The sequence below is a fragment of the Paenisporosarcina quisquiliarum genome, from assembly GCF_027563315.1.
GTDB lineage: Bacteria > Bacillota > Bacilli > Bacillales_A > Planococcaceae > Paenisporosarcina > Paenisporosarcina quisquiliarum.
The window spans coordinates 375,250-388,516 of record NZ_JAMKBJ010000001.1 but is presented as its reverse complement, the minus strand read 5'-3'; the positions used below and the strand labels follow the sequence as shown (position 1 = coordinate 388,516).

Below are 13,267 nucleotides of genomic sequence, written 5' to 3'. Positions count from 1 at the left end.
TGTCAATATCAATATGGTTTAAAATGGTATACTGACAATAGTGTTTTAGTAATTTCGAAATACTCAAATAAATCTTGAGGGGTGATAGAAATGGCTATTGAAGTTTATCTGAATTTTAATGGGAATTGTCGGGAAGCAGTAGAATTTTACGCAGATGTATTTAAAACTGAAGAACCAAAAATCATGACGTTTGGTGAAATGCCGCCAAGTGAAGAGTATCCATTGCCTGAAGAAGCTAAAAACCGTATTATGCACACTCGTTTAAACATGTGTGGCAGCGTTGTTATGTTTTCTGATACATTCCCTGGAATGCCTTTTGTTGAAGGAAATAACATTAGTCTCGCCATCGTCAGTGAGGACCTGGATGAACTCAAATCACTGTTTGATCAGTTGAAAACAGGCGGAACTGTAGGGATGGAGCTTCAAGAAACATTCTGGAGCAAATGTTATGGAAGCCTTAGAGATAAGTTCGGAATCGAATGGCAGTTTAATTACGGAATGAGTGAGTTATAATACATCTTGCCTAAGTCTATATATAACCCCCGTTGAATTTTTTCAACGGGGGTTTCGTTTTTAAATTCGATGATGGTCTGCTTTCCATGAAACAATTGCTTTTTTAATATCATCTGGGGACAGTTTTTCTTTGACGGCACGTTCACAAAGAGTTGGAAACTCTTGTTCACCGGCAAAGCGTAAGGCAATAATTTGACCTTTACTAAGATTTGAATCTAGTAATTTACCTGTTAACACAAAATGACGCAGATTTTCTTCTGCTCGAATGGTTCGATCCTGGTTTTTTAAAGGGTTCAGTCTAACTAGAATGGCAACAATAATAATGCACACAACCATTAGTAATAATAAAATAGATTGCAGAATGTTTTCCCCCGCGTTAAATGAGCGGACTAAATTAAGTATGGATACGACCAATGTTGTTACTAATAGAATCAACAATACATAGTGATAAAGCGGGTCTACTTTTACATGAGTTTTGTAATTTTGATTATCCATTAGAATCTCCTTCCTGATTTTGAATTCTTATTCCCATTTAAATGTGTAACTAGCCACGATAAAAGCCCCGACTAACCAACCGCCCAATATGAGTGCTTCAGAACCAAGGTCCATAAACGATGTCCCGACATTCATTGTTTCCCGTAATGCATGGCTTAAATGAGAAATTGGTAATACGTTAACAATCGGCTGAAGAAATGCAGGCATATCGCGAATCGGGAAAAATACTCCGCCTAAAAACAGCATAGGAAACGATAAGAAGCCTGCAATCGGTCCCGCACTTTCAGGTGTTTTGGCTACTCCAGCAATGATGAAGCCTATTGCCATAAAAGCCAGAGTTCCTAAAATGACGAAGGTTATTAAACTTAACCAAGATCCGTTTACTTGAGTTCCGTAAATAAGGTGAGCCACACCTAATACAATCAGTGCTTGCATGCCGTTAAGCAGTAGTCTTGCTGTTATTTGAGCAGCAATAAAAGTGGAAGCTTTTAATGTGGTTCCTTGCATTCTACGTAAAATCCCGCGCTCTCTCCACGCAGCAATCTGACCGGCTACACCATTCATATTGTTGCTCATAATCATCATGGCTAGAATTCCTGGCACCAAGAAATCAATATACTTTAAGTCCAGGGCTTCAATGCCATTTGCATGCGTCACAATGACTGGCGTGTAATTTGCTTTTTCCTTACTAATCCCATCAACGACACTATTGACAATCGTCATTCCTATTTGCGAAACTGCGACGTCGGTTTCGTTGTAATATATCGGGAGCTCAAATGGCGTAGTTGTTGCAGCGTCCATCATTTGATTCTCATACCCTTGAGGAATGACAACGACGAGTTGAAGATTGCCTTTTTTCACTTGGGCAAGTGCTTTCTCTTTACTGTCGATTGGCTCAAGATTAACAGTTTCAATCTTTCCGAGCGTTTTTGAGAACTCTTTTGAAAGAGTTGTTTGATCCTGATCCACTACACCGATCGAGACAGATACTCCATTGCCGTCTCCTAAAAAAGACCCGAGCATGATCATCAGAAAAATGGGAAAGGCAAGCGTCCAGAAAAGAACTTGGCGGTTGCGAAGAAATATTCGTAATTGCGATAGCGTTAATTGCCAATAAGCTTTCATTCTTCTCTCAGACTCCTTCCTGTCATATGGATAAATACATCTTCCAAGGTTGAAGTTCTGGTCTGTAGATTGGTCAATTGAATCTGTTTTTCAGATGTAAATTGAATCAAGGTAATCAATGTTTCCTGTAGATTATCGGTATAAAGTACATAGGTATCCTTATGCTTCCCAACTTGTTTCACCCCATCAAGCTGTTCGAGTTCTTGTGTCAGTAAATTGCCTTCATATTGAAATTCTACTGCACTATCAGACTCTAAACTTTTAATGAGACCTGAAGGTGTATCTAAAGCAATCAGATTTCCCTGGTCCATGATGGCAATTCGGTCACAAAGAACTTGCGCTTCATCCATATAATGCGTGGTTAAAACAGTGGTCTTTCCTTTTTCTTTTAACTTCAATACGATGTCCCAAAGCGTTCTTCTAGCCTGTGGATCAAGTCCCGTTGTCGGTTCATCCAAAAACAATATCCAAGGATCATGAACGAGGGCAAGCGCGATAGCAAGGCGTTGTTTTTGACCACCGGATAGAGTCTTGACACGACTCTTCGTTTTTTCAGTTAATACCATATCTTCGATCAACTCGGGAATCAAGACGTTTTTTTGATAAAAACTTGCATACAACTTCAAAATTTCTTCAACAGTCAGTAATTCAAACAATGTGGTTGATTGTAACTGGATGCCGATGACTTCTTTCACTTTTAATAAATCTTTTGCAATATCAAATCCTCCGATAATGGCTGATCCTGTATCAGGTTTTCGCAAGCCAACCATCATTTCCAAAGTGGTCGATTTACCTGCGCCATTTGGTCCGAGAAGTCCGAAAATCTCCCCTTTATTCACGGAAAAACCAATACCATTGACAGCTGTAAAACTCCCATATTTCTTTACTAAATTTTTTATTTCGATCATTGTTTCCGTCTGATTTCGCATGGTTCACCCTCCTATGAAGACCGTATCAAAGTTGTATATTGCTCAAAAAAGGCCAATCTCCCCTCAAAGGAACATTTGTTCTATCATGTTTTTTTCTTTGGTTCGTATTGAATCATCTTTCCAGTCATACCAAGTGATTTATTTATAATTAGAGATGAGCCAGTGTGAAATCGCATTTAATCCTTCAGGACTTAAGGGACGTTTCTGAATTGTTTTATTCATTTTCTTAACTTTTAAAATTGATTTTTCTTCTTTTTGAGTACGCATTCCGTGTTCCATATCTTTGATGATATGAAATTCTGAAGATCCTTGGACAAGAGAAGATAGTTCATTTAGATGAGCATTTTCAACCAAAGGATCTTTGTCCCCATGAATAGCGAGTACAGGACATGTCACTTGCCTTAATGCCTTTCTTGGGTCATAACTATAATGTTCTCTTAGCCATTTTGCAGGCTGTTTAAACAGGAACATTGCTTTATAAACATCACGATTCGATTTCCCCATTTTCTGCATCAGTTTTTCTACTTTCTTTTCTTCTTTTTCTTCATTTACGAGCATTCTCATAAGTATGCCTTTGACGCCCTTCGAACTCTTGAGTTCCTGATAGGCTAACTTTCTTTGATGCTTTAAATATTCATCAAGGTTCGCAACCCCACCTGCTAAAAGCATTAATCCTCCAAGTTTCTGTCGCTCGGAAAGTGCTGTCCCAATAATTGTTCCTTCACTATGGCCAAGAACAATGATTCGTTCTGAATCAACATTTGGGTGTTGTTGTAAGTATGTATAGCTGCACTCCGCATCCCCAACAAAATCCCATAACCCACTGGTTAACAAAGCCTCTTTACTACTGCCGGTTCCTCGCTTGTCATATCGAAACGTGACAAAACCCAGTCCACTAATAAAGTCGGCCAGTTCTTTATATAAATTGAACTGGTATTTCCCTTTTGGTCCGTTTCCATTCCGGTCAAGCGGTCCAGAACCAGATATGAATAAAACCGCAGGAAACTTTTCATTTTCAATTGGACTCGAAGGAATAGTAATGGTTCCAAAAATCTTTGCGACACCATTAATTTCTACTTCTGTTTCTTTAAAGGGCATGCTAATATATTCCTCCATGATTACTGATTGATAATTAATTCTAAACTCCTCACTTTCTGATTTTATGGCAACTTAATGCACATAAATAGAAGCACAGCAAAGGCTGTGCTTCTATAAATTTTATGCTTATCATGACTCACTCATTCAAACTCTTATTAAGCCGATACTGCAATTTGCGCATGTCCCTTCTTATAAAAGAACTGGAATGCTCCTAGCGTTAAGATAGCAAAACCAATTAGGAAATGAACCATCCCCTTACTGATGGCATCACTAGTTCCGACAAGGATATTGATTTATATAAATTAAAACATTTATAAAAAACCCTCTGAACTGTTATAAAGTTCAAAGGGTAATTGTTAATATGTTAGACTTGCTGCAACAAGCAATCCGACAACGATCGAAATTGAAAACAAACTGAATCCTACAGCTAAATTTCCATTTTCCACTTCTTTGGCCAGGTTTGTATTTGGTGTGAGTCCATATTCCACAATCCAGTAAGCAATTACTTGAGTCGCAATTCCGACAAGCCCCCAAATAAAGGCATCAAGCAAATTCACGCTTCCCGCCCATACGGTATAAATGACAATGCCAAGACCGATTGCTTTCCCCCACAACTTCAACGCTACAGCGATGTTTCCTTCTTTAATCAGCTTAACTTCAGAAAACTTGGTTGTAAATGCAAAGACAGTCAAGCCCAAAAGCATGAGCAAAACGCCAACTCCAAAGTGTGCTAAAAAGTTCCCAACAGTTTCTCCCGTAATGTATTCCATCATCATAATCATCCCTTCAATTTCTCTTCTATGCCTATCGGTAAAAAATAAGATAAGTTATTCGTTATTGCCCCACCTGCACGTATGCCAATCGCTCCCGCCTTGTCGTTCAGTAAAAAACAGCCATACATCAGATGGACGTGTTTTGTACCTAAAGTCGTCTGTACTTCCGTTTCTGGTAAAGGATAAAAAGCTTGATAGACAGGTAGATTATCGATGTACGTCTTCTGGGGCTCCTCGTCGATGGTTTCACCCGCTCCGTTAAATATTTCTACCGTATCCCCTTCACGTCCAAGGGAAGGCTTTCGAACATAGGGCATATTCAGCGTTAAAAATTTATCCGGCTCCAAATAGGTTGGTAAAAAGTATTGTCCAATCACTTGCTGTTCTTCAGTGGTGAAGTATAGATTTTCCTCATGCAGCCCCCAAATAAGTGCCTGGACGGCTTTTGACTGCAACAAAAAAGCAGATGGTGGATTGAGAACCATCACTTTGTTCTCAATAATGAGTTTAATCAGTTCCTGCCCAATATTCTCGTTGGTCGTAGGTTCTTTATCATTTACCAAATGTTCGATTGGATAAGTTTGTCGGTATAAAATATCTATCCGTTCCCCACTTGGTGTAAAGAGACCTGAATCCGTGATGACTCCATTCTCTTCGACTGGTTCTGTCAATATTTGAAGCTGGTCCAGACTGACGTATTCCGATGGGAGATCAAGATGTTCCTGTAAAAAACGAGTGGTCCACAAATCTTCTATATTGTCACCATGAGAAGTGAAGACGATCTTAGGCGTACCTGGACGGTTTAAATGATTCCAGGAAGCGGCTACTGCTTTTCTCATTTCTTTACGTAACAAGTCCACACTTGTTTCATTCGGATTTGCGGCCCCATAGTAATTACATACATAGTCGTTCGCCTGGAAAGCTTCCTTGATGAATGTCGGCGTATCGGAATTAAATTCCATTAGCTTGATGCCAGATTCTGAAACAACAAAATCAAGACGGCCAATAATGGTATCCTGGGGAATCGATTTAAGACGACAGTACGCCAGTGCTTCACTTGGAATACCAAGCTGTAGCAAGGTTTCGTCATCCAGTTCCCTTAAAAGAGGGACAACTTTTCTGAAAATAGCTCCGACTTGTTCGGCTGCTTTTCGGATATCTTTCACTTCAGCTAAAGAATGTTTCTTTATGTCCAATAAAGCATATTCCACTTCATATAAGTCCGGAAAAAAGTAAGGAACTCGTGCATATACTTTCTGTCTTTCCAGTTGAAATTGTGGGTCAATCAACCGCCAAATCCTCCTTTGGAGCCACTGCCGATTCCTGACTTATAGCCACCACCGCTTTGTACGTTATTGTATTTGTTGAAGTTACTTGAATAATTTGGTGATTTCCTTAAAGCTGATTTATTACTGAACATGGTGCCGAAGAGATAATAGGCCCCAAAATGTGAGGATCTGCTATCGTCACAATAGTAGGTTGCTTCATTTTCGTCCCATTCCCAGTCATCACAATCGTATTCTGTAGGTTCTGGTGGCAATGAAGAATTGGATGGTTCATATTCACCTTGTCCGCATCCGGTCATCCCTAAAGCCATAACTGACGTCGCTACGCCTGCCATCAATTTTTTTGTCTTATTCATGTGTTGATTCCCTCCATTTTATATCCGGTCTCCATTAGGTAAAGAACATAAACACGACGATCCTCATCTATTTCAGCGGAATCTTTTTCCCATTCCTGACCATTGATGTAATGGTAAACAGAACCTATTCGAGAAAGAATGTCGATATGATGTTCGAATTCCAGTGTTTGCAGCAGTGGATAGTTTTCTCTTTTATTAAATCTGCGCATTTCCAATTTCAACGTATTGTTTAGGTTGAATTCTTCTTTTTCCTTTTCGCCTTCTTCGTGCTTTTCTACATAGATTACATGCCAATCACCTTCTATGGCAGATGAAGTCTGTTTATAGACGGTTCCTTCTTTTACATAAAAATCGCATTCTCTACGTGCGAGAACTTGATGTAAATCGATTTCTTCATAGTGAAATAATGGTTTATATGAGCTAGTACGGTCATACAAACGGTATTCAAGTGAAGTATTCACTTGTTCATCCATCCCTTCAAGAACTTATCAATACTTATACGGTTGTCTTTTACATTGGTTTCAAATAAAAAAGATTCTCACAATCTATTGTATATCAGGAGAAAAAGAAAAAGGCGAAATCCTTTAAAAAAGGACTTCACCCACTCCTCAATCTCCAATATCTTAAACCATGATTTTCGGTTTTCTTTGTTCCAGTAACGGTTCTTGATAAATGATTTCTTCTCCCGTCTCAATGTCAATAAACGAGCTTGTTTCATTGAACCAGCGGTCTGGCGCTTCATGTCCCCAGAATGTTTGGCGGAGAGGATCATTTAAATCCCAGCGTTTAGGCTTCAAATCCGGATCTGTTGTTAAGTAATCACCGGTGTACAGTTCAATGCGATGGCCATCCGGATCTCGTAAATACAGGAAGAATGCATTTGATAATCCATGTCGGCCTGGACCACGTTCAATGGATTGCGCATAACCCATACTCGCGAGAACGTCACAGCAGTCAAGAATGCTCAAACGGTCTGATAGGGAATACGCAAAGTGATGGAGTTTTGGTCCCGGGCCACTCATGAAGGCATGATCATGAACGGTTGGTTTACGATAAAGCCAGGCAGCCCACAAGTCTCCTTTTTCCGTTTCGGTATATTCCGAACACGAGAAGCCTAAATTCTCAACATAGAAATCATATGCTTTTTGAACATCCGGTACTGCACAATTGACGTGGTCAATCCGTTGAATTTTCGCTCCACGGTACAGATCATACCGTTGAAGCATGCGGTTGACAGTGGTCATTTCCGCGAAAAACTCAAGCGGAATCCCGGAGTTATCATGCACACGAAGTGTTCTTCCCATAGCATGTTGGGTTCCTGAAGGCATCCATTTTGTTTTTAAACCTTTGGAAGCAAAAAGCTTTTCAATTTCATCGAGGTCCTGTTCTTTTGCTACTTTGTAACTCAGTACTTCCACCGTCGCTTTTTGTGCCTTTTTCAAAACCAGACTATGATGAGCATGTTCTTCCAGTCCTCTTAAATAGATATGCTGATTATCACTTTCGGTTTCAATCATGCCTAAACCATCGACATAAAATTCTCGGGATGCTTGTAAATTCGTTACATGCAGAACCGTTCTAGCAATACGAATGATTGAAAAATCCATTGTGTTCACCACCTGCTGTTATTTTCCGAACTGTTGAATATGATGTTCCGCTATGGAAACATGAATAATTTTCTGTTCGGTATAAAATTCGAATCCATAATGTCCGCCTTCTCGTCCAATTCCTGAATACTTTGATCCGCCGAAAGGAGTGCGTAAATCCCGCACATTTTGAGCGTTGACCCATAACATCCCGGCTTCCACTTTATGCGCTACGCGGTGCCCCCGTTTAATATCATTAGTCCAAACATAACCTGCCAGGCCATAGTTGATATCGTTTGCGAGTTTAATAGCTTCTTCTTCATCTTTAAAGGTCATCACCGTCAAGACTGGTCCGAAAATTTCTTCCTGTGCAATTCGCATATGATTTTCTGCATTCAGTAGAAGTGTCGGAGCGACAAAATTCCCTTTGGCCATTTCTTCCGGAATGTCAGCAGTAATTACTTCTGCGCCTTCCTCTTTGGCAATGTCCAAGTAGCTTTTCACTTTTTGATAATGTCCTTTATCAATTAATGGTCCCACTTCAGTAGCTGCTTCCAGCGGGTCCCCCATCTTGATTTTCGCTACACGTTTTTTCAGCGCATCAACAAATTCATCTTTAATTGATTCCTGAACAAACAAGCGGGAGTTCGCTGTACATCTCTCTCCATTGAAGGAATAAATTCCCCATACACAGGCATCCATTGCACGGTCGAAGTCTGCATCGTCAAACACAATAATCGGTGACTTCCCGCCAAGTTCCATCGAACAGCTTTTGAGCGTATCTGCACTATTTTTAATGATGGTGGATCCCGTTTTTGTTTCCCCGGTAAATGAAATGAGTTGCACATCCGGATGCTTAACGAGTGCATCTCCTGCTGTTTCACCGTAACCATGAACCACGTTAAAGACACCTTTAGGCAAATCGGCTCTATGAATGATTTCAGCTAACAAATTCGCCGACAGTGGCGATAGTTCTGCTGGCTTCAACACTACGGTATTGCCAGTTGCCAGAGCAGGTGCCACTTTCCACGTTTCAAGCATGAATGGTGCATTCCATGGAGTGATTAACCCAGCAACCCCAACAGGAGTATTGATTGTATAGTTGATAAATTCATCATCCACTTGATAGGCATCACCGACTAGACGGCTTTCTACCATGCGTGCGTAAAATCGGAAGTTCTCTGAAGCGCGGCTAACCATTTTTTTAGTCTGACTGATTGGGAGTCCCGTATCGAGCGCTTCTAAGTAAGCGATTCTCTCTACTTCTTCATCGATCAGGTCCGCAATTCGATAAATGTACTCCATTCTTTTCGTGAGTTTCATCGTTTTCCAAGGACCATGGTCAAATGCTTCACGTGCAGCAGCTACCGCTTTATTAATGTCTTCTACTTGTCCTTCAGCTACTTCATTGATTCGTTCATTGGTAAATGGATTCATATTAATAATCGTTTTATTACCTGTAGCAGATATGAATTCCCCATTGATATAGAGTAGGATATTGTCTTGCGTTTCATGTTTTAACGCCACTTTTTCGCGGGAAGATACCATACTTATCACCTATATTCCTAAGTTTATTGTGAGCATCAACGAAGTTCTTAATTTACAGCCGCTTCTTTTGGAAGTTTCCCAAGATCGATCAGCGTATCACGCACTTCTTTTTTCAGTGCCTCTGAAGGGAATCCTAGAGGCAGTCGAAGCATCGGATTGATCTTGCCCATCATGCCAAGCGCGACTTTAGCGGGGCCTGGGTTCGTATCTTTAAATAACACGTCGTTCAAAGGCATTAATTCAAAGTGTAAATCCTGACACCTTGCCACGTCTCCCGCTTCCCATGCATTATATAGTTCGGCTACTTTAACCGGCTCGACGTTTGCAGTTGCGCTGATAAATCCTGCGCCGCCTATCGCAAGCATCGGATAGCAAAGTAGTTCAATTCCCGAATACAACAGGAAGTCTCTTCCGCAGTTTAGCAATACACGATTGACATGCTCGAAGTCTTTATTTGCTTCTTTGACACCGACGATATTCGGGCAATCTTCAGCCAAACGTTTCATCGTGCTTACTTCCATATTGACGGCCGAACGACCGGGAATATTATAGATGATAATCGGTGTAGTCACTGAATCAGCGACTGTCTTAAAGTGCTGGTAAAGGGCTTCTTGGTTCGGTCTATTGTAATAAGGAACAATTACCATCGCTGCGTCGGCACCGATTTCTTCTGCGTACTTTGTCAGTTCCATCGTCTCGTCATGGTTTGTAGAACCTGTTCCAGGTGCGAAAAAGACGCGGCCAGCAATGGTCTCTTTTGCAAGAGCCATCACTCTTTTTCGCTCAGCCATTGTCAGTGAGCTCGGTTCTCCACTTGTTCCTGTAACTGATATTCCGTGACTGCCACTTTCAATTTGCCAGTTGATAAGCTCAACAAATGCTTTTTCATCAATGGCACCGTCTTCTGTAAATGGGGTAACAACCGGACAAATGGAACCTCTTAGTTTTCTTTTAGCTTCTTCGTATGCCAATGTTATCTACTCCTTTAAGCAATTAAAGTTAGTGAATGTTATTCTTGAAGTTCCTTCAGTTCACGGTATTTACCTTGGCTGTAAAGTAACGGGTCATGTTGTTCTAGTTGGACGCCTGTTACTTGCCCGATAAAAATCGTATGATCGCCTGCTACATATTCGCTATGCAGTTTACATGTTACAACGGCTAGTGAATTTGGCAGAACAGGTAGTCCTTTAAAAGTAGAGAACGTTATTTCTTCCTCTAAATTAAGCTGACCTGAAAACTGTTTTGATTCATTTACTTGATTGGACGTCAGGATATTCACGGCGAATTGTTTTGCTTCTTTTATATGTTGCAGCATTCTAGCCCGCTCTCCAATGCTGACAGCAATTAGCTTCGGGTTTAAAGATATCGACATAAACGCATTTGCGGTCATGCCATGGACTTCTCCAGAAACTTCGGTTGTGATGACTGTTACCCCCGTAGCGAAACTTCCCATTGCATTGCGAAACAGTCGATCATCCACTTCATGTTCTCCGTTCTGCATATTCCAATCTCCCTTCCATTAACTTTTCGAGTATTTATTACTTGATCAGGTTAAGATGCCCGCTTCTTTTTTCGCGCGGTTCAGGAAGTCGTTCACCATGTTTTTATATGGTTGTTTGTCGAATTGATCGTAATAAGCATTGGACATACGCACTGGGTCCCCGAAGAAATAGTATTCATAAAGGGCTTGGCGGTTACCGAATGCACTGATTGAAATATCCCAGGCCAAACGGAATAGTTGAACTTTTTCTTCCCCGTTAATGTTGGCGCCTTGCGTATATCGATGCACTAACGTACCGACATCTGTATTGCTGAAATCTGCTTCCGTCGGCAATGCCATCAGACCAGATGCGCCTAAAATTTTGATAATCTCATTCATACGCTGATACATTTTCGGGTACCAGTTTCGCGCTGCGTTCAACGGTTCGAAATCTGGTGTCATATTGCCGTATTGATCGATTTTTGCGTTGTGTTCAGCACGGTAAAGATGAGAACGCATTACTTCGAGAATGACCATGATTTCGCTCGCCTTTTCTTTGACGTGCATGAATTGGTCGATTCCGATTGCTTCCATCATATTGACGACTACACCTAGAATGAATTCTGTTTTCACTGTGTTTTTGGCGATGACTTGATGCGTCATATGTATGACCGCATTCGTCTCTGCATACGTACGATTACAGATATTTGTGTTTTCGCTTACGAATACTCTTTCCCAAGGGACAAAAACATCTTCAAATGAGATGATGGCATCACTTTCGTCAAATCGTGCGCCAAGTGGGTGATCCCATTTGCTCTTCCCATAGTCGAAAGATTCACGGGATAAGAATTTGAGGCCCGCTGTATTATTTGGAATGGCAAAGGCGAAAGCATATGGATCGTCTGTTGTTCCTGGTGTTCGGTTGATGGTAGAAGGGAAAACGACAAGCTCATCCGTGATTCCGCCTAAGGTAGCCAACAGACGGCATCCGTTCACAATAATTCCGTCTGGTGTCTTTTTCGTAATGCGGGCAGAGAGAGTAGGGTCTTTTTGGTCCGATTGAGTCAACGTCGATCGGTTCACTTGTGGATGAATTAAGGTATGTGTCAAGCTGATATCATTTTCACGAGCGTATTCATAATAGTCTCTTGCGTTTTTGGCAAACTGCTTACTTCCGCCTTCTTGTGCGAAAAATTCACTAGCAGTACCAAATGCCATAATGCTCGTATTTAAATAGTCGGGAGAACGCCCCATCATTCCGCCGGAGAAACCAGCCCATTCCGAGTGCATTTCACGCCTTCTGAATAAATCATCCTTTGTTTTCGGAGCAATAAAGGAAAGCCCCACTTTCTTGCCTGAAGTTGGAGAAGTATAGAGCATTTTCTCTGGCTTTTCATGTTGCAAATCATAAAGCCCGGCAACGCTTTCCACTACATTCTTAAAGGCCGGGTGAGTTGTTACGTCTTCTACTTTCTCCCCGTGAATCCATACTTCCGTATTCCGTTTTTTAATGCCGTCGATATATTCTTTTCCTGTTCGTGCCCCCATGTAATTCCCTCCTATAGTTCAAGTTCTTTCATATGAAATCTATCAAAAGTGATAAAGGTTCTAAATTTTCAGAATAAAAATGCCGAAATGACTGATAATAGTTAACCCACACAATGAAATGATTTAATTCTTCTTAAATCGTGAGTGGATATTGTTTTGCTTATATGTGCCGGCTTCACTAAACTCCATTAGTTCCATTGACAATGCCAGGTAGCGCTTGGACATGAGTTCAGAAAAATGATTTTTCATCACGTCAAACAGCGCATCACATGCTTCTTTTTTGATTTCTGCCGAACGCCCTGCCCCTATTTTTAGCACGGCATGGACAAATGCATCGTCTTCTGCTCCGTCGGCTATCCTGTAATCAGTTAATTGAATCGCTCTAGAGCGAATGCCCCCTATTGGAAAAACTGAGCCCCTAGCGATTAAAACTTTATGGACTTCCTCGAAGAGCTTGTCGATATTCATTTCATTCTTAATGTTGTCTGTATACTCTACTGTAAAATGCGGCAAGTAGATTTCCTCCTGTC

At 40.9% G+C, this 13,267-nt stretch carries 15 protein-coding genes; 1 reads left to right on the top strand and 14 read right to left on the bottom strand.

The annotated features are described in order from the left end of the window. Window positions 1–90 precede the first annotated feature (90 nt). Window positions 91–513, top strand: coding sequence for a VOC family protein (locus M9R32_RS01935; protein WP_269925048.1), 423 nt, complete (start codon window positions 91–93; stop codon window positions 511–513). A 60-nt stretch (window positions 514–573) separates the two neighbouring features. Here M9R32_RS01935 and M9R32_RS01930 read toward each other — a convergent pair whose 3' ends face one another. The 14 genes from M9R32_RS01930 to M9R32_RS01865 form a co-directional block, all read right to left on the bottom strand. Beyond that, window positions 574–1,008, bottom strand: coding sequence for a DUF6526 family protein (locus tag M9R32_RS01930; protein ID WP_269925047.1), 435 nt, complete (start codon window positions 1,006–1,008; stop codon window positions 574–576). Between the two features lie 27 nt (window positions 1,009–1,035). Continuing rightward, on the bottom strand, window positions 1,036–2,133 hold the full coding sequence (locus M9R32_RS01925; protein ID WP_269925046.1) for an ABC transporter permease: 1,098 nt from the start codon (window positions 2,131–2,133) through the stop codon (window positions 1,036–1,038). Beyond that, window positions 2,130–3,062 carry an ABC transporter ATP-binding protein gene (locus tag M9R32_RS01920; protein WP_269925045.1) on the bottom strand — a complete coding sequence of 311 codons (933 nt, stop codon included), beginning with the start codon at window positions 3,060–3,062 and terminating at the stop codon, window positions 2,130–2,132. The genes M9R32_RS01925 and M9R32_RS01920 overlap by 4 nt, the downstream gene beginning before the upstream one ends. Window positions 3,063–3,200: 138 nt before the next feature. Then, window positions 3,201–4,160: an alpha/beta hydrolase gene (locus tag M9R32_RS01915; protein ID WP_269925044.1), complete on the bottom strand. Its 960-nt coding sequence runs from the start codon at window positions 4,158–4,160 to the stop codon at window positions 3,201–3,203. A 356-nt stretch (window positions 4,161–4,516) separates the two neighbouring features. Beyond that, window positions 4,517–4,942: a DUF350 domain-containing protein gene (locus M9R32_RS01910; RefSeq protein ID WP_418936234.1), complete on the bottom strand. Its 426-nt coding sequence runs from the start codon at window positions 4,940–4,942 to the stop codon at window positions 4,517–4,519. Next, a complete protein-coding gene (locus tag M9R32_RS01905) occupies window positions 4,939–6,222 on the bottom strand; it encodes a glutathionylspermidine synthase family protein (RefSeq protein WP_269925043.1) in 1,284 nt (427 codons plus the stop codon). Before M9R32_RS01905 ends, M9R32_RS01910 begins: the two co-directional genes overlap by 4 nt. Beyond that, window positions 6,219–6,575: a hypothetical protein gene (locus M9R32_RS01900; RefSeq protein WP_269925042.1), complete on the bottom strand. Its 357-nt coding sequence runs from the start codon at window positions 6,573–6,575 to the stop codon at window positions 6,219–6,221. The genes M9R32_RS01905 and M9R32_RS01900 overlap by 4 nt, the downstream gene beginning before the upstream one ends. After that, on the bottom strand, window positions 6,572–7,036 hold the full coding sequence (locus tag M9R32_RS01895; protein ID WP_336282481.1) for a hypothetical protein: 465 nt from the start codon (window positions 7,034–7,036) through the stop codon (window positions 6,572–6,574). Before M9R32_RS01895 ends, M9R32_RS01900 begins: the two co-directional genes overlap by 4 nt. A gap of 162 nt (window positions 7,037–7,198) precedes the next feature. Continuing rightward, complete coding sequence (gene hpaD, locus M9R32_RS01890) at window positions 7,199–8,182, bottom strand: 3,4-dihydroxyphenylacetate 2,3-dioxygenase (RefSeq protein WP_269925040.1); 984 nt, start codon at window positions 8,180–8,182, stop codon at window positions 7,199–7,201. A gap of 18 nt (window positions 8,183–8,200) precedes the next feature. Beyond that, window positions 8,201–9,709: a 5-carboxymethyl-2-hydroxymuconate semialdehyde dehydrogenase gene (gene hpaE / locus M9R32_RS01885; RefSeq protein WP_269925039.1), complete on the bottom strand. Its 1,509-nt coding sequence runs from the start codon at window positions 9,707–9,709 to the stop codon at window positions 8,201–8,203. 47 nt (window positions 9,710–9,756) lie between these two features. Then, window positions 9,757–10,680 (bottom strand): 2,4-dihydroxyhept-2-ene-1,7-dioic acid aldolase, encoded by a 924-nt coding sequence (gene hpaI, locus M9R32_RS01880; protein ID WP_269925038.1) that lies wholly within the window; start codon window positions 10,678–10,680, stop codon window positions 9,757–9,759. Window positions 10,681–10,718: 38 nt separating this feature from the next. Beyond that, complete coding sequence (locus M9R32_RS01875) at window positions 10,719–11,189, bottom strand: flavin reductase family protein (RefSeq protein ID WP_269925114.1); 471 nt, start codon at window positions 11,187–11,189, stop codon at window positions 10,719–10,721. A 66-nt stretch (window positions 11,190–11,255) separates the two neighbouring features. Then, window positions 11,256–12,737 (bottom strand): 4-hydroxyphenylacetate 3-monooxygenase, oxygenase component, encoded by a 1,482-nt coding sequence (gene hpaB / locus M9R32_RS01870; RefSeq protein WP_269925037.1) that lies wholly within the window; start codon window positions 12,735–12,737, stop codon window positions 11,256–11,258. 123 nt (window positions 12,738–12,860) lie between these two features. Further along, window positions 12,861–13,250 (bottom strand): 5-carboxymethyl-2-hydroxymuconate Delta-isomerase, encoded by a 390-nt coding sequence (locus M9R32_RS01865; protein WP_269925036.1) that lies wholly within the window; start codon window positions 13,248–13,250, stop codon window positions 12,861–12,863. Window positions 13,251–13,267 lie beyond the last annotated feature (17 nt).